Here is a 21124-nt window from a genome sequence, read left to right as displayed (position 1 = left end):
CGTTCACGCTGTCAGGCGCTCCAGCGCTTCGCGATATTTGTCAGCGGTGCGCTCGGCCACTTCAGCAGGCAAGCGAGGTGCAGGTGGCGTCTTGTCCCAAACCTGGGTTTCCAGCCAATCACGCACAAATTGCTTGTCGTAGGACGGTGGGCTGATGCCTTCGGCATAGCTGTCGGCTGGCCAGAAGCGCGAGGAATCTGGGGTCAGCACTTCGTCCATCAAATGCAATTGGCCTTGATCATCCAGACCGAACTCAAATTTGGTGTCGGCGATCAGGATGCCACGGCTGGCCGCGTAGTCAGCGGCTTCGGTGTACAGACGCAAGGTCACATCACGGATCTGCTCGGCCAGCTCCTGGCCCACTTCCTTGACCACGTGAGCAAAATCCACGTTCTCGTCGTGCGAGCCCATTTCTGCTTTGGCAGCCGGTGTAAACAGCACGTGAGGCAGCTTGGCGGCTTGCTTCAAGCCAGCAGGCAAGGTGATACCACAAACAGCACCTGTCGCCTGGTAGTCTTTCCAGCCCGAACCAATCAGGTAACCACGGGCCACCGCTTCCACCATGATGGGCTTCAAGCGCTTGACCACCATGGAGCGGCCTTCGACTTGAGCACGCTCTTCAGGCGCCACCACATCAACCGGGTTCACGCCCGTCGTGTGATTAGGGATGATGTGTGCCAGCTTGTTCAGCCAGAATTCGGTCATCTGCGTCAAGACAGCGCCCTTGCCGGGAATGGGGTCGTCCAGAATCACGTCAAATGCCGAAATGCGATCACTGGCCACGATCAACAACTTATCCTCACCCACCGCATACATGTCCCGAACTTTGCCGCGCGCGAGTAGCGGCAAGGAGCTCAGGCTGGATTGATGTAAGGGCTCTTGCACGATTTCATCCTTAAAACGAAAACATCCCGCTGACTATGGATGCAGGCGGGACGACAATCCCGGCGCCTGCGGCACCGGGCAAAGACGCGGAACCGGGGCGGGCAGTCGTGCTGCCCACTCCTGCTCCGCCTGACAAATTTACTGAACGATCTGGGACAGCTCGCCGGTGCTGTACTGGCGGGCGATTTCCTGCAAAGGAATGGCCTTGATCTTGGAAGCCTGACCAGCAGCGCCGAATTCCTGGTAGCGGGCCACGCACACTTTCTTGGCGGCTTCGCGAGCAGGTTTCAGGTATTCGCGCGGGTCGAATTTCTCTGGGTTTTCAAACATGAAGCGACGGATGGCAGCAGTCATGGCCAAACGGATATCGGTGTCGATATTGACCTTGCGCACACCGTACTTGATGGCTTCCTGAATTTCTTCCACAGGCACGCCGTAGGTTTCTTTCATGTCGCCACCGAACTGGCGGATTTCAGCCAGCAGTTCCTGAGGCACACTGGAGCTGCCGTGCATGACCAAGTGGGTGTTGGGCAAACGACGGTGAATTTCTTTCACACGCTCGATGGACAGGATGTCGCCAGTAGGCTTGCGGGTGAACTTGTAAGCACCGTGGCTGGTGCCGATGGCGATAGCCAGCGCGTCCAGTTGAGTGCGGGTCACGAACTCAGCCGCTTGCTCAGGGTCGGTCAACAACTGATCCAGGGTCAAAACGCCGTCCGCACCGTGGCCGTCTTCCTTGTCGCCCTGCATGGTTTCCAGGGAACCCAGGCAACCCAGCTCGCCTTCAACGGTCACGCCCAGCTTGTGAGCCATGTCGACCACTTTGCGGGTCACTTCCACGTTGTATTCAAAGTCGGCAATGGTTTTGCCGTCTGGCAGCAAGGAGCCGTCCATCATTACGCTGGAGAAACCCAGGTCGATGGCGCCTTTGCAGATTTCGGGGGACTGGCCGTGATCCTGGTGCATCACCACAGGGATGTTGGGGTAGGACTCAACAGCGGCTTCGATCAGGTGACGCAGAAAATCGCCACCCGCGTACTTACGAGCACCAGCCGAAGCCTGCATGATGACGGGACTGTCCGTCTCCGAGGCGGCTTCCATAATGGCCTGGACCTGCTCCAGGTTATTGACGTTGAACGCTGGAATACCATAACCGTGCTCGGCCGCATGATCGAGCAGCTGGCGCATGGAAACTAGGGCCATGAGAAGACCTCCTGAAGACTAAAATAATTGAAAAACTTGGCTGGGCACGGTTCGTGTCCAGCCGATTGTTTGTTGAGCGTGTTAACTGGCGGTCCGACGCGCCGACTTGGGGCGGAACGCTTGCACCACATGCTCGTGAGTTTGTGCGTAGGGCCCGCCGATCAGGTCGATGCAATAAGGAACGGCTGCAAAAATACCGGGAACCAATACCTGTCCGGTTTCTGTATCCCGTAATCCTTCCAGTGTTTCCTGAATGGCTTTGGGCTGCCCAGGCAGATTGATAATCAGAGCAGCGTGGTCCTGAATTTCTCGGATGACCGCAACTTGCCGCGACAAAATCGCTGTTGGTACGAATTTTAAACTGATTTGGCGCATCTGTTCACCGAATCCGGGCATTTCGCGCGTTCCCGCGTCCAGAGTGGCCTCTGGCGTCACATCGCGACGGGCCGGGCCCGTGCCGCCGGTGGTCAGAATCAGGTCGCAACCGGCCTCGACCAACTCGATCAGGGTGCCGGTAATCTGGGCTCGCTCATCAGGAATCAGGCGCTCCAGATAGGCTGGCGCGACCGTCAAGGCGGAATCCAGCCAGCGGCGCAGCGCCGGTATACCTTGATCCTGGTACTGTCCACTGGAGGCGCGATCCGAAACCGACACCAAGCCTATGCGCAATTGATCCGGATGTTCGCGAGAAGACTGTCGATTGAATGTCATGCTTTTCCTTGGAAGCGAAATAAACTACAGGCCCTGAACGGGCCTGCCAATAGCACGATTGTAACGAATCGCAGTGGGGCTTAAATACAACGGCCGCCATCTACCTCGATGCAGGTGCCGGTCACAAACTCGGCCTCATCGGAAGCCAGATACAGCGCAGCAGCAGCAACATCCTTGGGTGTGCAAAAACGGCCCAGCGGAATTCCCGCCAAAAAGCGGCTGCGGTTTTCGGGGGTATCGGGCATACCCATGAATTGTTCCAGCAATGCCGTGTCACCAATCACCGGGTTGATGCAGTTGACCCGAATATTGTCCGGGCCCAATTCGGCTGCCATCCCCTTGCTGATCGTCACCACGGCACCTTTGGTGCCGTTGTACCAGACCAGACCGGGACGAGGCCGCAAAGCGGCAGTCGAGGCGATATTGATGAACGAACCCGAACCTTGAGCCCGCAAGTACGGCACAAAGTGTTTGGCGCTCCAGTAAATGCTTTTCACGTTGACGGCATAGACCAGATCAAACTCGCTTTCGCTCACCTCCAGCAAAGGTTTGTTGCGGTGTGTGGTGCCTGCATTGTTCACCACAATGTGCAGCCCGCCGCATTCGCGCAGGGCAATATCCAACAGGGCATGAACTTCGTCCCCTTGCGAGACGTCGCAAGCGGCAAAAATGGCCTGACCGCCTTGTGCCTGAATCTGGGCGGCGGCTGCCTGCCCTTGCTCTGCATTCAGGTCAGCAATCAGTACACGCGCTCCTTCGCGTGCAAAGCGCTGTGCAATGCCCAGACCAAAACCCGAGGCACCGCCCGTCACGATAGCCACTTTGTCTTGCAATCGCATGTTTGTCTCCTTCTGCTTTTTTATATAGAAATGGCGGCTTTGCGCCGCCATGTAGAAATACGGTTTAGCGTTCAGCAGCCATGCTGCCAGAAAACGCCCGGCACCACAGCCGCGCTTACCCTAAAGACTCCTGTGATTAGTTGGCTGCATGACGTAGAGCAACTGTTTTCAGACTGGTCAGGGCATACAAGGCCTCAAAGCCTTTTTCACGCCCGATGCCGGACTGCCCGGTGCCACCGAAAGGCAACTCCACCCCGCCTGCTGCGCCGTAGTTATTCACAAAGACCTGACCGGCCCGCAACTGCCGAGCCATGCGTACCTGACGGGCGCCATCACGGGTCCAGACTCCAGCCACCAGACTGTAAGGCGTGCCATTGGCCAGGTCGATTGCTTCTTGCTCCGTGCCAAACGGCTGAGCCACCAGCACAGGACCAAAGATTTCTTCCTGCGCCAGACGATGGTTCGCTGGAACATGATCCAGCAGGACGGGCACTTGATAGAAGCCGCCCGCCGGGGCCTTGGAATCCAGCTTGCCCTTGGCCAGCACCACAATACCGTCCTGATCCAGATTTTCCAGGTAAGCACTGACCCGCGCGTGTTGCTGTGCGCTGATCAAGGGGCCGCAATCCAGATTGTCGCTGGCCGCCCCGGTCAACAAGGCCTTGAAGGCTTGGGCGAGGCGCTCGGTAAAGTCCCCATAAATCGCGCGCTGAATCAGCACCCGGCTGCCCGCCGAGCAGGTTTGCCCGGCATTTTGCACAATCGCATTGACGACCACAGGCAGAGCAGCGTCCAGATCCGCATCCGAGAACACGATTTGAGGAGACTTGCCGCCCAGTTCCAAGGTGACCGGCACAAAGTTCTGCGCGGCTTGCAAGGCCACCTGACGGCCTGTGCCGGGAGAGCCGGTAAAAGAAATATGGTTGATGCCGGTATGTGCCGCCAGGGCCTGGCCCGCCTCACTACCCAGGCCAGTACAAATATTCAGTACGCCGGAAGGCAAGCCAGCCTCGTGCAAGAGCTCTGCGACGCGCAGCAAGGACAGGCTGGCGTCTTCTGCCGGTTTGACTACGCAGGTATTACCGGCCGCCAAGGAGGCTGCCACGCTGCGGCCAAAGATCTGCAAAGGGTAATTCCAGGGAATGATATGCGCCGTCACACCCAAGGGCTCGCGCAGGGTAAAGGCCGTCATCTCCCAGCCCAGCGGGATGGTTTGACCATGCAGCTTGTCCACCGCCCCGGCATAAAACTCAAAATAGCGGACAATAGCGGCAGCATCGGACTGGGCCTGACGCAAAGGCTTGCCGGTATCACGCGACTCCAGCCGCGCCAGCTCCTCGCGCGCATCAGACAGGGTTCGGGCACAACGCAGCAGCAACTGGCTGCGCTGCGCCGCACTGAGGCGGCTCCACGGCCCCTGGCTAGCACGCCGGGCGGCCTGAACGGCCCAATCAATATCCACCTCGGACGATTGCGCCAAGCGGGCGAAGGTTTCGCCAGTGGAGGGGTCGATAACCGGTAGCAAACCACCGCCCTCCGCGCCAAGTTGCTGTCCGTCAATCCAATTGCGACACTCCATGACCGCCTCCAATGCTATTGTTATCTTCAGCCAATCGAGCTTTGCTCGAGATCATTCTACTCAAGGACCTGCTGCTTTGGACTCTCGACACCGTACTTTGCTTTTAGCTGGCGCTGGCGATCTGGGCACCCGCACCGGTAAGCTGGCCCGCCATCACGAATGGCCGGTTATTGGGCTGCGCCGTCATATCCCCCTGGAAGACAATAGCGGGATTGAATGGGTGGAAGCAGATCTGAGCGAGCCCACGTCCCTGCGTCTGAAACATCGCAAGATTACCCACGTACTCTACGCCGTCTCTCCCGACCAGCGTAGTCAGGCCGCTTACGAGCGCGTATTTCTGCAAGGTTTGGAAAATCTGCTCAACGAGCTGGACCTGAAAGCCCTGAAACGCTTTGTGTTTGTTTCATCCAGCGCGGTCTATGGCCCCTCCAACGAGTGGGTGGACGAGAACTCACCAACCGAGCCGACGCAATTCAATGGACAAGTGCTGCTGGAGGCCGAGCAACTGCTGCACCACCGCATCCCTGCCCAGGCCGTCGTCATCCGCCCTAGCGGCCTGTACGGGCCAGGACGTACCCAATTGCTGGATCGCCTGCGTGAAGGCCGTGCGACCGTGCCAGACAACCCGGAACACTGGGCCAACCGCCTGCATATAGAAGATGCCGCGCGTGCCTGCTGGCATCTGCTGCGTACTCCGGCCCCCTTCCCCTGCTATATAGGCACGGACAGTCGCCCTTACCGGATTACTGAACTGTATGACGGCTTGGCGGATCTGCTGGAAGTGGCTCACCCCGAACGGAGACAATCCAACGAGGGTGGCAAGCGCTTGAGCAACCAGCGACTGCTGGATAGCGGGTTTCAACTGGACTGGCCGGATGCTCTGCAAGGGTATGCGCAGTTGATTAAAGATGGGGCGTGAACAAAGTCTGCCGCTTTGGGTCTCGTAGTTTGATGCCACCGGAGTGACTCGGACCCGCCTGCATTTATTAACTACTTAATACAGCCAGGCGGTAACCAAGAAAAAAGCCAGTCAACCTCTGTTGACTGGCTTTTTTCCTTATGCAGCAAAGACTAACTTAAGCCTTGTCTTCCAATGCAGCTACAGCAGGCAAGCGCTTGCCTTCCAGGAATTCCAGGAATGCGCCGCCGCCAGTGGAGATGTAGTCTACATCGTCACCAATATTGAACTGGGCAATCGCAGCCAGGGTGTCGCCACCGCCAGCAATCGAGAATGCCTTGGAGCCTGCAATCGCGCGCGACAGGGTTTCGGTGCCTTGTGCAAAGGCCGGGAACTCGAACACGCCCAGCGGGCCGTTCCAGACCACGGTGCCAGCCTTGGCAATGATGTCTGCGATCTGCTGAGCCGTTTGCGGGCCCACATCCAGAATCAAATCATCCTCTTGCACCTGATCTGCTGATTTGGTTTCAGCAACTGCATCTGCCGCAAAGGACTTGGCGCACACCACATCCACTGGAATAGGTACTTCAGCACCACGCTCTTTCATGATGCGGATAACTTCGCGAGCCTCTTCCAACTGGCTTTCTTCCACCAGGGATTTGCCCACAGACAAGCCGCTAGCCATCATGAAGGTGTTGGCAATGCCGCCACCGACCACTAGCTGGTCAACTTTTTCAGCCAAAGCGCGCAGGATGGACAGTTTGGTCGACACCTTGGCACCGCCCACAATCGCCACCAGAGGACGGGCAGGCTGGTTCAGGGCACGGCCCAGAGCCTTCAACTCGGCTTCCAGCAATGGACCGGCGCACGCTACAGGAGCAAAGCGGGCGATACCTTCGGTGGTCGCTTCAGCACGGTGAGCCGTACCGAAGGCGTCGTTTACGTAAACGTCACACAAGGCCGCCATTTTGCGAGCCAATTCGGGTTCGTTCTTCTTCTCGCCCACATTGCAGCGGCAGTTCTCCAGCAAGACCACCTGACCGGGCGACACTTGCACGCCATCCAGCCAATTGCGACGCAGCTCAACTGGCATGCCCAACAATTCGGACAAACGCTGCACCACAGGTTCCAGCGAATCCACAGGCTGGCACTCGCCTTCTTTGGGGCGACCCAGGTGAGACGTGACCATTACTGCAGCACCGGCATCCAGCGCCATGCGAATGGCAGGCACCGAGGCACGCACACGCGTGTCTTCGGTAATACGTCCGTCTTGCAGGGGGACATTCAGATCAGAGCGGATAAACACCCGCTTGCCTCGCAGCGCGTCCGTTTCGGCCAGCGCAGACAAGGTCTTGATGCTTGTAGACATGATTTTTTGTTCTGGGAATTAACGTGACAGGGGCGGGAAATCCCGCCCCTGCTATTCAGATCTTACTTGGCCGACATCAGTGCGATGGTGCTGTCGAGCATACGAATGGAGAAGGCCCATTCGTTGTCGTACCAGGCAGCCACTTTAACCATATTGCCGCCGGTAACTTTGGTCAGCAGGGAATCAACCGTGCTGGAAGCGGTGGTGTGGTTGAAGTCGATGGACACCAGAGGTTCGGTGCAGTAGTCCAGAATGCCCTTCATGGCGCCTTCCGAAGCCGCCTTCAGGATGCCATTCACTTCTTCAACGCTGGTGTTGCGGCTGGCCACGAAGGTCAGGTCAACCATGGACACGTTGATAGTAGGAACGCGCACGGCGTAACCGTCCAGCTTGCCATTCAGTTCTGGCAGCACCAGACCCACGGCAGCAGCGGCACCGGTCTTGGTTGGGATCATGCTGCTGGTAGCCGAACGGGCACGGCGCATGTCCTTGTGACGCACGTCAGTCAGAACCTGGTCGTTCGTGTACGCGTGAATGGTGGTCATCAGACCGCTGACCACGCCCAGTTCCTTGTGCAAAGGAGCAACCAGGGGAGCCAGGCAGTTGGTGGTGCACGATGCGTTAGAGATAACGGTGTCGGTACTCTTCAGAATGTCGTGGTTCACACCGTACACGATGGTGGCGTCCACATCTTTGCCACCGGGGGCCGAGATGATGACTTTCTTGGCACCGGCTTGAATGTGCTCACCAGCTTTTTCCTTGGTGGTGAAAGCGCCGGTACATTCCAGCACCACATCCACACCCAGTTCAGCCCAAGGCAGGGTCAGCGCATCGCGCTGGCTCAGCAGGCGGATACGGTCGCCGTTGACCACCAGGTAGTCGCCATCCAGCGACACATCGGCGTTGAAACGGCCATGCACGGAGTCATAGCGAGTCAGGTGTTCGTTGATCTCGGCACCGCCCGAGGCGTTGATGGCCACGATCTCGATATCGTGTTTTTTGCCGTACTCGTAGTGGGCACGCAAGATCATGCGGCCGATACGACCATAACCATTGATTGCGACGCGAATCGTCATATCAGACTCCAATTACAAAATTTCTTGAACGGCCGCAGCGACCTTCTCTGCTGTCAGACCAAAATGCTTGAACAGGACGCCAGCTGGAGCAGATTCACCGTATGTATCAATACCCACCACGGCGCCTTCCAGGCCCACGTACTTGAACCACAGACCTGTCGTACCGGCTTCAACCGCAACACGCGGGATACCGGGGGTCAAAACTTGATCACGCCACTGTTTGTCCTGGGCGTCGAACAGGTTGGTACAAGGCATGGACACCACACGTGTCGCAATACCTTGCTGAGCCAGTTGTTCCTGAGCTTGCAGAGCCAAACCGATTTCCGAGCCGGTTGCCATGATGATGGCGCGCGCATCTTGCGCGTCACGCAGCACGTAGCCACCACGACGGATGTTCTGAATGGTTTGCGCATCGCGCTCGACGAATGGCAGGTTCTGGCGCGACAAGAGCAAGGCGCTAGGACCACCGTTCTGTACGTCCATGCCAATGCTGGTAGGACGCTCGACCGAGCAGGCCCAGGCCACGGCAGTTTCCGTGGTGTCGCAAGGACGCCAGACGTGCAGGTTGGGGATCAGGCGCAGGCTGTTGGCGTGCTCGATGGACTGGTGCGTAGGACCGTCTTCGCCCAGACCGATGGAGTCGTGGGTGAATACGTGCACAACACGCTGCTTCATCAGGGCAGCCATACGGATGGCGTTGCGCGAGTAGTCGGAGAAAGTCAGGAAGGTGCCGCCAAAAGGCAGGTAACCACCGTGCAGAGCCAGACCATTCATGATGGCGGCCATACCGAACTCACGCACACCGTAGTTGATGTGGCGACCAAAATGCACACCGTCGGCGTGGGCGCGAACGGCTTCGGCACCCTTCCAGTCGGTGAAGTTCGAGCCGGTCAGGTCCGCCGAGCCACCCAGCATTTCTGGCAGCACATTGACCAAGGCACTGATTGCCAATTGCGAAGCTTTACGCGATGCAATGGTTTCGGCCTTCTGAGCAGTTTCTTCAATAAAGGCCTGTACTTTGGCGCTGTAGTCGGCAGGTAGTTCGCCTTTCAAACGACGGGCCAGTTCGGCGGCCAATTCAGGGTAAGCCTGGCTGTAGGCGTCAAAGCGCTCTTGCCATTCCGCTTGCTGAGCACCGCCTTTTTCGCGGCAATCCCAGCCTTGGTAGACTTCCTGAGGAATTTCAAACGGACCGTGGTTCCAGTCCAGCGCGGCACGGGTGGCGGCGATTTCATCAGCACCCAGAGGAGCACCGTGGACTTTCTCGGAACCAGCAGCGTTAGGAGCGCCCTTACCGATCACGGTACGGCAGCAAATCAGGGTAGGACCCGTGCCCTCTTTCGCGTTGCGGCGAGCCTGTTCAATCGCGTTGTGGATCGAAGCGGCATCGTGGCCGTCAACGGCGCGGATCACATTCCAGCCGTAGCTTTCAAAACGAGCGGGAGTGTCGTCACCAAACCAGTTCTCGACCTTACCGTCGATGGAGATGCCGTTGTCGTCGTACATCACGACCAGTTTGGACAGCTTCCAGGTACCGGCCAGAGAGCAAGCCTCGTGCGAGATACCTTCCATCAGACAGCCGTCGCCAGCAAAAACCCAGGTCAGGTGATCGACCACATCGTGGCCTTCGCGGTTGAACTCGCGGGCCAGCAAGGCTTCAGCCAGTGCAAAACCAACGGCATTGCCCAGACCCTGGCCCAAAGGACCCGTGGTGGTTTCCACACCCGAGGTAATACCCACTTCAGGGTGGCCCGGCGTGCGCGAATGCATCTGACGGAAGTTGCGCAGCTCGTCCATGGGCAGGTCGTAGCCGCTAAGGTGCAACAAAGCGTAGATCAGCATGGAACCGTGGCCGTTTGACAACACAAAACGGTCGCGATCAAACCAGGCAGGGTCGGCAGGGTTGTGTTTCAGATGTCGGGACCAGAGAACCTGGGCGATATCGGCCATGCCCATAGGCGCACCGGGGTGGCCCGAATTAGCTTGTTGCACGGCATCCATAGACAAGGCACGGATGGCATTGGCAAGGGTTTTATCAGAGGCTGACGCAATATCCATTAGAAGCTCATTGGGGCGGCGGCGCGACAATTCCGGCTAGCGGACGGCTCACGGCCCTGATTAGTTTATAAAACGCGCTATTTTAGCATCGCTGGCGCCAAATCGGCCCCACTAGACCTAGGGCCTTGCGCTTTCGTCCCCAAGCTCGGGTACGGTATGCTTGTGCGGTTTTTTATGCTTGATGGTGTCTTGATATGGCCACTCCCCGTTTCTACTCCCCCTGTGCCCTGACGGCCGACACTGAGGTCGCCCTGCCCGAAGCACTGGCGCATCACGCCATTCGGGTCCTGCGATTGAAGGACGGCCAGGACATCGTGCTGTTTGATGGACAGGGAACGGAATATCCGGCCACCTTGCGCATCGACGGCAAGAAAGGCTATGCCGATCTGGGTGCGGCCCAGACCCCAGAGCGTGAACTGGCTGGCCGCATCACCGTGCTGCAAGGCATTGCCTCCAGCGACAAGATGGACTGGATTATCGAAAAAGCGGTGGAAATGGGCGTCAGTCGTTTCGTCCCGATTCGGGCGCAGCGCAGCGTGCTTCAACTTAATGCCGAACGGCAGGCCAAGCGCATGAGCCATTGGCAACGAGTCATTGAGTCGGCCAGCGAGCAATGTGGCCGCAACCGTCTCATGGAGCTGGCCGCGCCGCTGACTTTGGCCGAGTATTTTCGCGAGGCCGAATCCGGCCTGCATCTATTTTGTGATCCCGATGCGCCCAAACAGTTGGCGCAAGCCATTGGGCCGCAAGATCAGGCCATGACGATATTGATTGGCCCCGAGGGCGGTTGGTCGCCCGAAGAACAAGAGCTGGCACTACGTGCCCAGGCTCAGGCGATTCGTTTCGGGCACCGCGTGCTGCGAACCGAAACCGCCGCCTTGGCGCTGACAGCAGCGATCAGCGCCTTGCAAGGCTGGGAATAAGGCTTATTCCTCGTCCTGGCTGGAGTAGGAAGCAGGGGTCTCACCCGGTTCAGGGTCAGGATGCTTGCCAGCGTGCAGAACGGCACATACAAACAGGCGCTCGTTATTCGAGGCCCAGGCTTGCACATCTTCACACACACCCAAAATAGCCTGGGCGTCTTTTTCCAATGCAGGATCACCACTGTGCAGATTGTCCAGCCACAGGGCCAGGCCTGCTTTCTGATCCAGCACGGTGTCACACAGGCAATCGTAGAGCGCATCCAGATTGCCACCAAAAAATTCAGGGTAATCGACAGCCTTGGCGACTGCTCGCAGCACAGCGGAACGATTGCGCGCACGATCGCAACTTACTTCCAGGGCGGTAAGCCCCTGGTCCTGTGCCTGCTCCAGAAAATCAGCAGCCGTCAGGCCCGTTGCGTCGAGCACACCGCCTTGTTGCAAAGCTTCTTGCAAAGTCAGGGATTGGCTCATCAGGACGCTTCCTTAAAAAACGCTAACACTTCTTCACGACGACTCATGGTATCGGTCTTTCCTAACTCGATCAGCTCTTGGGTGTAGCCGGACTCGAATAACAAGTATGAAATTAATGCGCCGCCTGTGGTCGGACCGGACTTTGAAGATACACCAAGTACTCGAAATAGGGTACGTGCAGCAGTTGGCATCTGATGAATATGCCGGGTGGCAATTTCATCCAGCGAGCGGCTGGGAGTGATGGCAAACGTGCTGACAGGACGCAGCGATTGGCTTTGTAATACATTTGCAGGCATATAGGCAAGCAATGTATTGATGCGTTCCATACGCTCAATATCCGTTGACACACTATCGAGGAATATGTTGGATAAAGCATAGCCACTGATCTGCGCCAAAGAGGGGTATGGCGGATCTTTGCATTCCTGCTCGTGATAAGTGTTGTCCGCGTATCCGGTGCCCACAATCAGCACCTTGTGCGCCCCCAGATGAATGGCCGGGCTGATGGGGGCCAACTGACGCATCGTCCCGTCCCCGCACCACTGGGTTTGCTTGCCCACTTGCAGGGACTGGGCCGGAAACATGAAGGGAATCGCACTGGAGGCCATCAGGTGATCCACCCCGATCACACCAGGGATGGCACGGCGCAGATTGCGGGACCAGGGCCGGATACGCTCGTCGGACTGATAGAAAGTCAGGTGCTCGCCCGTGGTGTAAGCCGCTGCCGTAATCGCCAGCGCTCCCACATGCTGCTGGGCCAGATTGCGCTGCAAACGATCGAAGTCCAGGCTCTCTTCCAGCAGGTCGCGCAACGGTGAATTGTCCAGCATGGAGTGCGGCACATGGTCACGCAGACGCGGGGCCAGCCAGCCCAAGGCCAGCGTGGCCACCCAGTGCACACTGGTCGCCAGCAACTGCAAAGGGTCAGCATGAAAAATATCGTTGGTGCGCAACGAGCCCCATAGCTGTTGTATATGGTCGACAGCCTCGTGAGGCTTGTCAGCGCGGCAAGCTAATCCGGCAGCATTGATGGAGCCTGCCGAAGAGCCACAAATAATATCGAAGGGATTGCGAAACTGAGGGTTGCGATCAGCGTCCAGCAGCTCCAACAAACCGGCCAACACCCCGGCCTGATACGCACCGCGCGCACCGCCCCCATTCAAAATTAATGCCACAGGAGCGGGAGAGCGCTGGATCATGATAAGTATCAGCCTTCAGTAGCGACGTTGGCATCCACCACCGTCACCGCCGTCATATTGACGATACGGCGCACCGAGGAGGTGGACGTCATGATGTGTACCGGTGCCCGTGCGCCCAACAAGAAGGGACCGATGGCCACGTTACCGCCCGCTGCCGTCTTGAGCAGGTTGTAGGCAATATTGCCTGCTTCCACGTTCGGGCAGACCAGCAAATTGGCCTCGCCGCTCAAGGCCGAAGTCGGCAGGATTTGATGGCGGGCTTTTTCATCCAGCGCGCAGTCGCCATGCATTTCCCCATCCACTTCCAGACTGGGGTCCAGCTTGCGCACACGCTCCAGCGCACCGCGCATGGTGACAGCGGCTGGCGAATCGTTTGTGCCAAAGTTGGAGCTGGACAGCAAAGCCACCTTGGGCTCGATATTGAACTGGCGCATCTTGCGTGCCGCCGCCAAGGTAATTTCTGCCACCTGATCCGAATTGGGATCGTGGTTGATGTGCGTATCCGTCAAGGCCACGGTACGTTCGCTGAGCAGCAAAATATTCATGGCGGCATAGGTCTGCACACCCGGTGCTTTACCGATTACCTGATCCACCAGTTCCAGGTGGTTCTCGTAACGGCCCACGGTGCCACAGATCATGCCATCGGCATCGCCCAGATGCAGCATCATGGCGCCGATCAAGGTCGGGCGACGGCGCATTTCTACACGCGCCATCTCTTTACTGATACCGCGACGCGACATGATTTCCCAGTAACTGGTCCAGTAGCGGTGAAAGCGATCATCCTGCTCGGGGTTGGTCACTTCCACATCAATACCCAGACGCAGCCGCAAGCCATAGCGCTCAATACGCTGTTGCAAAACGGCAGGACGGCCCACCAGAATGGGGGTCGCCAGACCTTCGTCCACAATAATCTGCACGGCGCGCAATACACGCTCGTCCTCGCCTTCGCTAAAGACCACGCGCGATTTAGCCCCGTCCTGCACCAGTCCACGGGCCAAGGAGTAAATCGGCTTCATGAAGGAGCCGGACTTGTAAACGAACTGGCGTAGCTGATAGATATAGCTCTTCAGGTCCGCAATCGGCCTGGTGGCCACGCCCTCTTCCATGGCCGCCTTGGCCACAGCCGGTGCAATACGCACGATCAGGCGCGAGTCAAAGGGGCGGGGAATAAAGAAAGAAGGGCCGAAAGAGACTTCCTCCAAACCATAAGCAGCGGCCACGCCTTCGTCCTGCTCTTCGCGAGCCAGTTGGCAAATCGCCAGCACAGCGGCTTTTTCCATACCACGCGTAATCGTGGTGGCGCCTACATCCAGCGCACCACGGAAAATGTACGGGAAGCACAGCACGTTATTGACCTGATTCGGGTAGTCCGAACGGCCCGTTGCCATGACCACATCGTCACGCACGGCGTGAGCGTCTTCAGGCAGGATCTCGGGATTCGGATTGGCCAAGGCCAGAATCAAGGGCCGGGGAGCCATGTTCTTCAGCATTTCGGACTTGAGCACGCCACCGGCGGACAAGCCCAGAAACACATCAGCCCCATCAATTACGTCACTCAAGGTACGGGCGTCGGTCTGTTTGGCAAAACGAGCCAGCTCGGGCACCGGATTACCGGGACGGCCTTCGTACAACACGCCATCAATATCCGTCACCCAGATATTTTCCAGCGGCAGGCCCATATCAATCATCAGGTCCAGGCAAGCCAGCGCGGCAGCACCGGCCCCGGACGTCACCACCTTGACCTGCTTGATGTCTTTTTCCACCACGCTCAGGCCATTCAGAAAGGCCGCGGTCACGCAAATGGCCGTGCCATGCTGGTCGTCGTGAAAAACAGGAATGCTCATGCGCTGGCGCAGCTTGCGCTCTACCTCAAAGCACTCGGGCGCTTTGATGTCTTCCAGATTGATGCCGCCAAAGGTCGGCTCCAGGCCAGCAATAATATCGACCAGCTTGTCGGGGTCGGTTTCATTGATCTCGATATCAAAGACATCCAGACCTGCAAAGCTCTTGAACAGCACGGCCTTGCCTTCCATGACCGGCTTGGCAGCCAGAGGGCCAATATTGCCCAGGCCCAACACGGCGGTACCGTTGGAGATCACTCCAACCAGATTGCCCCGACCGGTATAACGGAACGCATTTTGCGGATCATTGACGATTTCCTCGCAGGCCGCCGCAACTCCAGGCGAATACGCCAGCGCCAGATCTCGCTGGTTTGACAGTTGCTTGGTCGGCGTGACCGAGAGTTTTCCGGGCCTGCCCTGTTCGTGATATTCCAGGGCTGCTTTCCGAAAATTGGCGTCCATGCTGTATTCCTACCCAAAAATCCATTTAAAACGGACCGGAATCGCCAGAAAGTCACCGTCGCCTGTCAGCGCCAATTCAAACAAGCTCCTGGCTTGCCCAAACTTCCTGTCGCTGAATGCCGTTCTTGTCTCCTGTGCTCCAGTCGCCTTGCTCGGCCTCCAGGGCCAAAGCAAGGACCATTCTAGCCCTTGAGTTACAACATGGGTCAAGCGCAGGCCTGGACAAACTTATAGCGTCTGGCCTGGATAGGAGAATCGGTCCGCAGGATCAAACAGGGCTTTGATGCGGCTATCCACATCCTGAGCCTGCCAGGACTGCTCCTGATTCGGCCAGGACCAGTCTTGCGGGTCCGAGCCGCTTAACACGGCATCATCCAGCACCAGCCATTCCACCCAGGCCAAATCACCGCCGTGGCCCAACATCAAATGAGCCAGATTGATCCCCTCGCCCTCCACCGGCTCCAGCGCATCCAGACGGTAACGGCAGGGCCACTGCTCTTGCCGCAGGGTCTGGGTTTCAGAGTCGCCCATCAGTTGGAACAGAGCAGGAATCAATTGCTGCATTCGCAAGCTATCAAGCGGATTGCGATTTTCCTGCCCAAAAGGACCCAGGGCAGCTTGCGTGTTGTCGGCCAGAATCACCGAGCAATGCAAGACACCGGACAAAGCCGTACGACCTGTAGGCCAGTCATGCTGACGCCGGTCGGCCAACCAGGCAGCGACAGTCATTCCAGCCGGAGCATTGGCCAGACCTTGAAAACCTTTGGCTTCCATCTCGCCCAGCAAGCAGCCGGGCTGAACAAACCAGCGATTGGAATTCGGTTCCAGACGGTCACAACGAGCCATTTGTCGGCCTGGGGCCAGAACAATCACGGGGCCATCGGTTTCACTAGCCTGCGGCACACCTTCCAGACACACCGTCACACCGTACTCGGCGGCCAGCGTCAACACCATATGGACGTCCGCACTGGAAGCAGGCTCCAGACGAGCCTGTTCATGATGCGGTTCAGCGTTGAGTTCGGACCACTCGCCCTGAACTCGGGCTTTCAGGCGCGAACAAAATGTCTGCCAAGCCGTCTGGGGAGGACGACGCCCCATCAAAAATGCACGCCGCGACGAAGAAACCATAGACTTTTCCTGCAACAAACCTAAACTTGAGTCTCACTGGCCCGCCGGTTTGCGCCCCCATCGAGCACACGCACATGCCACAGCCACCTGACGCCCTTTTGAGCAAGGTCCTACAATACACTTTTTACCCGAGATTTGCCGTATGTCCCGCCTCGCCAGTCGTACCGAACACGTTCTTCCTTTTCATGCAGTTGAACTCTTCAAACAGGCCAATGCCCTGAAGGCCACCGGCCGCGACATTATCAGCCTGGGCATAGGCGAGCCGGACTTCACCGCCCCTCAAGCCGTGGTCGATGCACTGCATCAGGCCAGCAACCAAGGCTTAAGCCAATACACCGCCCCTGCCGGTCTGACGGCCTTGCGTGAACGCATCGCCCTGTATTACGAGCAGCAGTTCCAGGCCCGTGTCGACCCTTCCCGTATCGTGGTGACGGCGGGCGCCTCGGGTGCCTTGTCTCTGGCTACGCTGGCCCTGATCAATCCCGGCGACGAAGTGTTGATGCCTGATCCGTCCTACCCGGCCAACCAGAACTTCATCATGGCGGCGGGTGGCACAGCACGACTGATCCCGGCCTCGGCTGACGAACGCTTTCAGCTAAGCGCCCAGCACATTCGCGAGCATTGGGGTCCCAAGACCCGTGGTGTTCTGATTGCTTCGCCCAACAATCCTACTGGTGCGACGATTTCCCGTCCCGCCCTGCAAGAGCTGATCAAGGAAGTGCGCGCCCGTGATGGCTTCATCATCATGGACGAAATTTATCTGGGGCTGTTTTATGAAGAGGCACCACTCAGCGCCTTGACCCTGGATCAGGACATTATTGTTATCAATAGCTTTTCCAAGTACTTCCACATGACGGGCTGGCGTCTGGGCTGGTTGATCCTGCCTACCTGGATGACGGAAGCCTGCGAGCGCATGGCGGCCAGTCTGGCGATCTGCGCGCCCTCTTTGGCTCAACATGCTGCCCTGGCCTGCTTCGAGCCTGAAACCATGGCCATTTACGAAGAACGCCGTCTGGCCTTCAAGCAGCGTCGTGACTACTTGCTGCCCGAGCTGGAGCGTCTGGGCCTGCGCGTGCCCGTCCGCCCGGATGGCGCCTTCTATATCTATACGGATATTCGTGAGTACAGTCAGGACAGCGATGCTTTCTCGCAGCAGCTTTTGCATGAAGCGGGTGTAGCTGCTGTGCCAGGCCGGGACTTCGGCACCTTTCACGCTCCTCACACCCTACGATTATCCTACGCGACGGGTATGGATCGCCTGCAAGAAGCAATCAGCCGTCTGGGGCAATTTCTGGGTCGCTAAGCCCAGCGTTTTTTCAGTCTCGCGGGCAATGAAGCCCGACACCATGACAGCATTTCGGGCCGCAAGGCCCGATTTCTTTTTCTGCTCAGACCGCTTAGCGTGCGCGAATCGGGATGCCCGAGGCCAAGGCAATGCGGCGGCGTTCTGCCAGCACTTTTGCACCGTAGCCACCATCGCTAGGCCCAGTCGCCCCGACATAACAGGCCAAGCCACCTTCAATCGAACCACGGCGACGAATACAGTCCGACAGAATCTGCCCACCCACGCGAATATTCGCCTCCGGACTCAGCACCGCCAGCGTCCCTTCCATATAGATATCGAACTTCTCTTTATGGACTTTGGTCATCACCTGCATCAAGCCTTGTGCACCCACATGACTTTCCGCATAGGGGTTGTAGCGTGACTCAATGGCGATCACAGCCAGAATCAGTTGCGGGTCCAGGTTCTTTTCCTTGCCCACAATAAACGCCGTGTGGATCAAGGCTCCTGCCACGGAATAGGCAATCTTGTACTTGCGCGCCAGATAGCTGCGCAAGGCCTGCTGCTGGGCCGCAGTGACGCCCGCAATGGGCTGCCCGGTGACCGACGCACGCAAGTTCTTCATAAAGCCTTGATACGTAGAAACCGCTTGCTGCTGTTCCGTCTGGCTCAAGTCCTCGCCCTCTTCCGACAAAGCGGGCTGGGTTTTATCCGCAGGCCAGACCGACTGGCTGTACGCATCGTATTTCACCGCCTCGGGACGCAGGGTTTGCACGAGACCGGTATAAAGCTGGTTAAACTGAGCGCGCATCGATGGCACAACCACACAGGCTGCAATCGTCACCAGTACGGCAATGCCCAGGTACATGGCACACACGTGCACAAACTCGCCGATGCGATACGTCAGGGTGCGGGCCGAGCGACTAAGTACATAGTCCATATCTTGGAAGCCCATGGGATCATCCTTAGTATTGCTAACTGCCCGATGTTAACCTTAGAACCCGGTCAAGGTCTTTGCATGGTTCCCGCAAGACATAAAAAGATCTTGGGCAGGTTCTTTACCACCTAACTATCTGTAAGCGGAGCCCCGTTCTTCTGTGAAATACCGTGACTTGAGAGACTTTATTGCCCAGCTTGAAGCCAAGGGCGATCTGAAACGGATTACGCAGCCGGTTTCCACCTCGCTGGAAATGACTGAAATCAGTGACCGGGTGTTGCGTGCCGGTGGACCGGCGCTTCTGTTTGAAAACGCCCAGCATCAAGGCTCCAAAGCGGCCATGCCCGTCCTGGCCAACTTGTTCGGCACGCCCCAACGCGTCGCCTGGGGTATGGGTGCGCAAGATGTGTCGGCATTACGCGACACTGGCGAGCTGCTGGCCAATCTGAAAGAGCCACAAGCCCCCACCGGGATGCGTGATGCGCTGTCCAAAGTGTCCATGCTCAAGTCCGCCCTGTGGGATATGAGCCCCAAGAATGTCCGCTCTCCCGCGTGTCAGGAAGTGGTGCTGGAAGGCAAGGATGTGGATCTGAACCAGATCCCCTTGCAACTGTGCTGGCCCGGCGACGTGGCCCCCTTGCTGACCTGGGGTTTGGTGATTACCAAAGGCCCCCACGCCAAACGCCAGAACCTGGGCATTTACCGCCAGCAGTTGATTGGCCGCAACAAGCTGATCATGCGCTGGTTGTCCCACCGTGGCGGTGCCCTGGATTTCCGCGATCATGCGCTGAGCAACCCCGGCAAACCCTTCCCGATTGCAGTCGCCCTGGGTACTGACCCGGCCACGATTCTGGGTGCCGTGACACCCGTTCCTGACAGCCTGTCCGAATACCAGTTTGCCGGTCTGCTGCGCGGCTCGCGCACCGAAGTGGCCAAAGCCCTGGGTAGCGACTTGTCCGTGCCCGCCTGGGCTGAAATTGTGCTGGAAGGTCATATCCTGCCCAGTGATCACCCGGATGCTCTGGCTCCCGAAGTCCCCGAAGGCATGAAGCCGCCTGCCGACAGCAGCTACGAGATGGCACTGGAAGGCCCTTATGGCGATCACACCGGCTACTACAACGAGCAAGACTGGTTCCCGGTCTTTACCGTCGAGCGCATCACCATGCGCCGCAACCCGATTTATCACAGCACCTACACCGGTAAACCGCCCGATGAGCCTGCTGTTCTGGGCGTTGCGCTGAACGAAGTTTTTGTGCCTTTGCTGCGCAAGCAATTGCCTGAAATTGTGGACTTCTACCTGCCACCCGAAGGCTGCAGCTACCGACTGGCCGTCGTGTCGATTCGCAAGCAGTACGCAGGCCATGCCAAGCGCGTGATGTTCGGCGTCTGGAGCATCTTGCGCCAGTTCATGTACACCAAGTTCATCGTGGTGGTGGACGAGGATGTGAACACGCGCGACTGGAAGGAAGTGATCTGGGCCATGACTACTCGTATGGACCCGGTGCGCGATACCGTGCTGGTCGAGAACACACCCATCGACTATCTGGACTTTGCCTCGCCGGTCTCGGGACTGGGCGGCAAGATGGGTATGGATGCCACCAACAAATGGCCGGGAGAGACCCAGCGCGAATGGGGCACACCTATCAAGATGGATGAGTCCACCAAGAAGAAAGTGGACGATATGTGGGGTTCGCTGGGGCTGTAAATCAGAACGTGTCTTCATCCGGCGCATTCAAAAACAAACAAAGACCATCACCGCAACGGTGCATGGTCTTTGTTTTACTCAGGCCAGCAAACCGGGCTCTCCAACATGGCATCCGAGACCGAGCCTAGCCCGGCAAAGTCAGCGGCTCCACCAGCTCAATCAGGTACTCGTCCGGATCGAACACAAACGCAATCGTGCGTTTGCCATGATTCATCTGCTTGGGAGCTGTCTTGATCCTGACCCCACGCTCTTCCAGATAGCGCACCGCCTGATGCACGTCCTTGACCATCAGGGCCAGATGACCAAATGCGCCGCCCTTTTCATAAGGCTCGTTCTGATCCCAGTTCCAGGTCAGCTCCAGACTGGATTGCGTGGCTTCATCAAAGCTGAGAAACACATTGCTGAATCGACCGGACTCATAGTCTGTGTGTCGTACAACTTTCATGCCCAGCGTATCCCGGTAGAACGCCAGAGATCGCTCCAGATCCAGAACGCGCAGCATGGCGTGGTCAAAGCCAAATTGAATTTCAGTGGTACTCATGAGCAGGGCCGGTATTTGAA

Annotated in this window: 18 protein-coding genes; 4 read left to right on the top strand and 14 right to left on the bottom strand. The window is 57.8% G+C overall.

The features are described 5' to 3' along the window. Window positions 1-3 precede the first annotated feature (3 nt). The 5 genes from JYG33_RS17280 to JYG33_RS17260 all read right to left on the bottom strand — a co-directional run bounded on the left by JYG33_RS17280 (window position 4) and on the right by JYG33_RS17260 (window position 5217). The gene (locus tag JYG33_RS17280) at window positions 4-885 is read right to left on the bottom strand and encodes a phosphoribosylaminoimidazolesuccinocarboxamide synthase (RefSeq protein WP_009455127.1); all 882 of its coding nucleotides are present in this window, start codon (window positions 883-885) and stop codon (window positions 4-6) included. 138 nt (window positions 886-1023) lie between these two features. After that, window positions 1024-2088 (bottom strand): class II fructose-bisphosphate aldolase, encoded by a 1065-nt coding sequence (fba, locus tag JYG33_RS17275; protein ID WP_207873371.1) that lies wholly within the window; start codon window positions 2086-2088, stop codon window positions 1024-1026. A gap of 81 nt (window positions 2089-2169) precedes the next feature. Further along, on the bottom strand, window positions 2170-2799 hold the full coding sequence (gene mog, locus JYG33_RS17270) for a molybdopterin adenylyltransferase (RefSeq protein WP_207873370.1): 630 nt from the start codon (window positions 2797-2799) through the stop codon (window positions 2170-2172). Window positions 2800-2879: 80 nt separating this feature from the next. Beyond that, the gene (locus JYG33_RS17265) at window positions 2880-3638 is read right to left on the bottom strand and encodes an SDR family oxidoreductase (protein ID WP_207873369.1); all 759 of its coding nucleotides are present in this window, start codon (window positions 3636-3638) and stop codon (window positions 2880-2882) included. 136 nt (window positions 3639-3774) lie between these two features. Further along, entirely contained in the window at window positions 3775-5217 is a 1443-nt protein-coding gene (locus tag JYG33_RS17260) for an aldehyde dehydrogenase family protein (RefSeq protein ID WP_207873368.1), read from the bottom strand. Window positions 5218-5293: 76 nt separating this feature from the next. On the opposite strand from JYG33_RS17260, the gene JYG33_RS17255 reads away from it, so the two are divergent. Further along, window positions 5294-6136, top strand: coding sequence for an NAD-dependent epimerase/dehydratase family protein (locus JYG33_RS17255; protein ID WP_243430356.1), 843 nt, complete (start codon window positions 5294-5296; stop codon window positions 6134-6136). 157 nt (window positions 6137-6293) lie between these two features. Here JYG33_RS17255 and JYG33_RS17250 read toward each other — a convergent pair whose 3' ends face one another. From JYG33_RS17250 to tkt, 3 genes are all read right to left on the bottom strand, one after another. After that, the gene (locus tag JYG33_RS17250; protein WP_279382244.1) at window positions 6294-7484 is read right to left on the bottom strand and encodes a phosphoglycerate kinase; all 1191 of its coding nucleotides are present in this window, start codon (window positions 7482-7484) and stop codon (window positions 6294-6296) included. Between the two features lie 62 nt (window positions 7485-7546). Then, window positions 7547-8560: a type I glyceraldehyde-3-phosphate dehydrogenase gene (gene gap / locus JYG33_RS17245; RefSeq protein WP_153229192.1), complete on the bottom strand. Its 1014-nt coding sequence runs from the start codon at window positions 8558-8560 to the stop codon at window positions 7547-7549. A gap of 12 nt (window positions 8561-8572) precedes the next feature. Further along, window positions 8573-10618, bottom strand: coding sequence for a transketolase (tkt, locus tag JYG33_RS17240; RefSeq protein ID WP_207873366.1), 2046 nt, complete (start codon window positions 10616-10618; stop codon window positions 8573-8575). 194 nt (window positions 10619-10812) lie between these two features. Between tkt and JYG33_RS17235 the strand changes: the two genes are divergently transcribed. Next, a complete protein-coding gene (locus tag JYG33_RS17235) occupies window positions 10813-11541 on the top strand; it encodes a 16S rRNA (uracil(1498)-N(3))-methyltransferase (protein WP_207873365.1) in 729 nt (242 codons plus the stop codon). A gap of 3 nt (window positions 11542-11544) precedes the next feature. Here JYG33_RS17235 and JYG33_RS17230 read toward each other — a convergent pair whose 3' ends face one another. From JYG33_RS17230 to JYG33_RS17215, 4 genes are all read right to left on the bottom strand, one after another. Continuing rightward, window positions 11545-12012 carry a barstar family protein gene (locus JYG33_RS17230; protein ID WP_207873364.1) on the bottom strand — a complete coding sequence of 156 codons (468 nt, stop codon included), beginning with the start codon at window positions 12010-12012 and terminating at the stop codon, window positions 11545-11547. Beyond that, the gene (locus JYG33_RS17225; RefSeq protein ID WP_207873363.1) at window positions 12012-13208 is read right to left on the bottom strand and encodes a patatin-like phospholipase family protein; all 1197 of its coding nucleotides are present in this window, start codon (window positions 13206-13208) and stop codon (window positions 12012-12014) included. The genes JYG33_RS17230 and JYG33_RS17225 overlap by 1 nt, the downstream gene beginning before the upstream one ends. A gap of 8 nt (window positions 13209-13216) precedes the next feature. Next, window positions 13217-15511: an NADP-dependent malic enzyme gene (locus JYG33_RS17220; RefSeq protein WP_207873362.1), complete on the bottom strand. Its 2295-nt coding sequence runs from the start codon at window positions 15509-15511 to the stop codon at window positions 13217-13219. A gap of 228 nt (window positions 15512-15739) precedes the next feature. Continuing rightward, the gene (locus tag JYG33_RS17215; RefSeq protein WP_207873361.1) at window positions 15740-16639 is read right to left on the bottom strand and encodes a hypothetical protein; all 900 of its coding nucleotides are present in this window, start codon (window positions 16637-16639) and stop codon (window positions 15740-15742) included. A gap of 142 nt (window positions 16640-16781) precedes the next feature. On the opposite strand from JYG33_RS17215, the gene JYG33_RS17210 reads away from it, so the two are divergent. Beyond that, on the top strand, window positions 16782-17942 hold the full coding sequence (locus tag JYG33_RS17210) for a pyridoxal phosphate-dependent aminotransferase (protein WP_207873360.1): 1161 nt from the start codon (window positions 16782-16784) through the stop codon (window positions 17940-17942). Between the two features lie 94 nt (window positions 17943-18036). Here JYG33_RS17210 and JYG33_RS17205 read toward each other — a convergent pair whose 3' ends face one another. Beyond that, window positions 18037-18876, bottom strand: a complete 840-nt coding sequence (locus JYG33_RS17205; RefSeq protein ID WP_207873359.1) for a lytic transglycosylase domain-containing protein — start codon at window positions 18874-18876, stop codon at window positions 18037-18039. A gap of 142 nt (window positions 18877-19018) precedes the next feature. On the opposite strand from JYG33_RS17205, the gene JYG33_RS17200 reads away from it, so the two are divergent. After that, window positions 19019-20563, top strand: a complete 1545-nt coding sequence (locus JYG33_RS17200) for a UbiD family decarboxylase (RefSeq protein ID WP_207873358.1) — start codon at window positions 19019-19021, stop codon at window positions 20561-20563. Between the two features lie 124 nt (window positions 20564-20687). Here JYG33_RS17200 and gloA read toward each other — a convergent pair whose 3' ends face one another. Beyond that, the gene (gloA, locus tag JYG33_RS17195; protein ID WP_207873357.1) at window positions 20688-21104 is read right to left on the bottom strand and encodes a lactoylglutathione lyase; all 417 of its coding nucleotides are present in this window, start codon (window positions 21102-21104) and stop codon (window positions 20688-20690) included. Between the last annotated feature and the right edge of the window lie 20 nt (window positions 21105-21124).

Source organism: Alcaligenes sp. SORT26 (assembly GCF_017377875.1).
Classification (GTDB): Bacteria; Pseudomonadota; Gammaproteobacteria; order Burkholderiales; family Burkholderiaceae_B; genus Alcaligenes; species Alcaligenes parafaecalis.
The sequence above is the reverse complement of the archived record's forward strand: the minus strand, read 5'-3'. Positions and strand labels throughout refer to the sequence as shown.

What these genes read in the sequence shown, in the direction of transcription:
- fba (WP_207873371.1), bottom strand. Translation starts at nt 2,088, where the DNA reads ATGGCCCTAGTTTCCATGCGCCAGCTGCTCGATCATGCGGCCGAGCAC.
- mog (WP_207873370.1), bottom strand. Translation starts at nt 2,799, where the DNA reads ATGACATTCAATCGACAGTCTTCTCGCGAACATCCGGATCAATTGCGC.
- JYG33_RS17265 (WP_207873369.1), bottom strand. Translation starts at nt 3,638, where the DNA reads ATGCGATTGCAAGACAAAGTGGCTATCGTGACGGGCGGTGCCTCGGGT.
- JYG33_RS17260 (WP_207873368.1), bottom strand. Translation starts at nt 5,217, where the DNA reads ATGGAGTGTCGCAATTGGATTGACGGACAGCAACTTGGCGCGGAGGGC.
- JYG33_RS17250 (WP_279382244.1), bottom strand. Translation starts at nt 7,484, where the DNA reads ATGTCTACAAGCATCAAGACCTTGTCTGCGCTGGCCGAAACGGACGCG.
- gap (WP_153229192.1), bottom strand. Translation starts at nt 8,560, where the DNA reads ATGACGATTCGCGTCGCAATCAATGGTTATGGTCGTATCGGCCGCATG.
- tkt (WP_207873366.1), bottom strand. Translation starts at nt 10,618, where the DNA reads ATGGATATTGCGTCAGCCTCTGATAAAACCCTTGCCAATGCCATCCGT.
- JYG33_RS17235 (WP_207873365.1), top strand. Translation starts at nt 10,813, where the DNA reads ATGGCCACTCCCCGTTTCTACTCCCCCTGTGCCCTGACGGCCGACACT.
- JYG33_RS17230 (WP_207873364.1), bottom strand. Translation starts at nt 12,012, where the DNA reads ATGAGCCAATCCCTGACTTTGCAAGAAGCTTTGCAACAAGGCGGTGTG.
- JYG33_RS17225 (WP_207873363.1), bottom strand. Translation starts at nt 13,208, where the DNA reads ATGATCCAGCGCTCTCCCGCTCCTGTGGCATTAATTTTGAATGGGGGC.
- JYG33_RS17220 (WP_207873362.1), bottom strand. Translation starts at nt 15,511, where the DNA reads ATGGACGCCAATTTTCGGAAAGCAGCCCTGGAATATCACGAACAGGGC.
- JYG33_RS17215 (WP_207873361.1), bottom strand. Translation starts at nt 16,639, where the DNA reads ATGGTTTCTTCGTCGCGGCGTGCATTTTTGATGGGGCGTCGTCCTCCC.
- JYG33_RS17210 (WP_207873360.1), top strand. Translation starts at nt 16,782, where the DNA reads ATGTCCCGCCTCGCCAGTCGTACCGAACACGTTCTTCCTTTTCATGCA.
- JYG33_RS17205 (WP_207873359.1), bottom strand. Translation starts at nt 18,876, where the DNA reads ATGGGCTTCCAAGATATGGACTATGTACTTAGTCGCTCGGCCCGCACC.
- gloA (WP_207873357.1), bottom strand. Translation starts at nt 21,104, where the DNA reads ATGAGTACCACTGAAATTCAATTTGGCTTTGACCACGCCATGCTGCGC.